Source organism: Amycolatopsis echigonensis (assembly GCF_014174495.1).
GTDB lineage: Bacteria > Actinomycetota > Actinomycetes > Mycobacteriales > Pseudonocardiaceae > Amycolatopsis > Amycolatopsis echigonensis.
Genome location: NZ_JACJHR010000211.1, coordinates 1 through 1699 on the forward strand (window position 1 = coordinate 1; position 1699 = coordinate 1699).

General features: G+C 66.5%; 1 protein-coding gene and 1 pseudogene. Both read right to left on the minus strand.

The genetic code is table 11. The features are described from left to right. Window positions 1-9: 9 nt before the first annotated feature. A pseudogene (locus tag H5411_RS46320) lies at window positions 10-816 on the minus strand (IS5 family transposase). A gap of 74 nt (window positions 817-890) precedes the next feature. Beyond that, window positions 891-1696, minus strand: a protein-coding gene (locus tag H5411_RS46325) for an IS5 family transposase (protein ID WP_183128006.1) whose coding sequence is annotated in 2 segments (ribosomal slippage) — window positions 891-1366 and window positions 1366-1696 — 807 coding nt in all. Because the reading frame shifts where the segments join, the coding sequence is not laid out codon by codon here. Between the last annotated feature and the right edge of the window lie 3 nt (window positions 1697-1699).

Consider the following 1699-nt stretch of genomic DNA (forward strand, 5'->3'; position numbering starts at 1 on the left):
GAGTTTGTCTCATGTGGTGTGTATGCGGAGTTTCTTGTGGCAGGTGATGGTCGCGGCGAGGGTCAGGAAGGCGAGGAAGTGCTCGGCTTTGCGCTCATAGCGCAGGGTCAGGCGCCGGTATCCGGTGAACCAGGCCATTGTCCTCTCGATCACCCAGCGGTGTTTGCCGAGCTTGTCCTTGGATTCGATGCCTTTGCGGGCGATGCGGACTCTGATGTGGTGGTCGCGGACCCAGCGACGGAGTTCGGGTTGGTCGTAGGCCTTGTCGGCGTGCAGCTTGCCGGGCTTGCGTCGGCGAGGGCCGCGCCGGGACTTGATGGCAGGAATCGCCATGACCAGCGGTTTGAGCGCTTGGCTGTCGTGGGTGTTGGCCGCGGAGATCGCGACGGTCAACGGGATGCCGTGGCGGTCGGACAGGGCGTGGATTTTCGAGCCGGGCTTGCCCTGGGTCGACCGGGCTGGGGCCGGTCATGGATCCCTTTTTTTCGCCCGTACGCTCGCTCCGTCGACGATCGCGCGGGACCAGTCGATCAAGCCGCGTCCGCCGAGTTCGTCCAAGACCGCATGGTGCAGCCGGCGCCACAGTCCAGCCTGGGTCCACTGGCTGAACCGGCGATGCGCGGTCTGGAACGGCACACCGAACGAGGGCGGCAGGTCCCGCCAGGCACAGCCGCTGGTCAGCACATACACGATCGCCGTGAACACCACGCGACCCTCCAGCGGCGCCGTACCGCCGCCCTGTCGACGCGGCTGAAACTGCGGGATCAACGGCTCGACCAGCGCCCACAGCTCATCGGGCACCAGGCGCAACGACAACGGATCGCTCACAGCACAAGATCATCGCTCACCAGCGGTCGATCACCACATGAGACACGCTCTTAGAGCGCGTCTCATGTGGTGTGTTTGCGGAGTTTCTTGTAGCAGGTCAGGGCGGCTCCGAGGGTGAGGAAGGCGAGGAAGTGGCTGGCTTTGCGTTCGTAGCGGATAGTCAGGCGGCGGTAGCCGAACAGCCAGGCGATGCACCGTTCGATCACCCATCGGTGCTTGCCGAGCTTGGTCGAGGATTCGACGCCCTTGCGGGCGATGCGGACTGTGATGCCACGGTCGCGGACCCAACGCCGGAGCTCAGGTTGGTCGTAGGCCTTGTCGGCATGCAGCTTGGCCGGCTTGCGCCGCCGCGGGCCGCGGCGGGAGCGGATCGCCGGTATCGCCATCACCAGCGGCTTGAGTGCGCGGGAATCGTGAGTGTTCGCGGCAGAGACCGCGACCGAGATCGGCAGGCCGCTACGATCGGACAGCGCATGGATCTTCGAGCCGGGTTTGCCCCGGTCGACCGGGCTGGGACCGGTCAGAGAGCCCCCTTTTTCGCGCGCACGCAGGCACCGTCCACGATCGCACGGCTCCAGTCGATCAAACCCTGGCCGCCGAGCTCGTCCAGAACCGCGTGGTGCAACTGCCGCCACAGCCCGGCTTCGGTCCACTGCCCGAAGCGGCGATGCGCGGTCTGGAACGGCACCCCGAACGACGGCGGCAGATCCCGCCACGCACACCCGCTGCTCAGCACGTACACGATCGCCGTGAACACCGCGCGGGCATCCAGCGGCGCCGTGCCACCACCCTGCGAACGCGACCCGAACGCCGGGATCAGCGGCTCCGCCAGCTCCCATAGTTCATCCGGCACCAACCGCAGCGACAACCT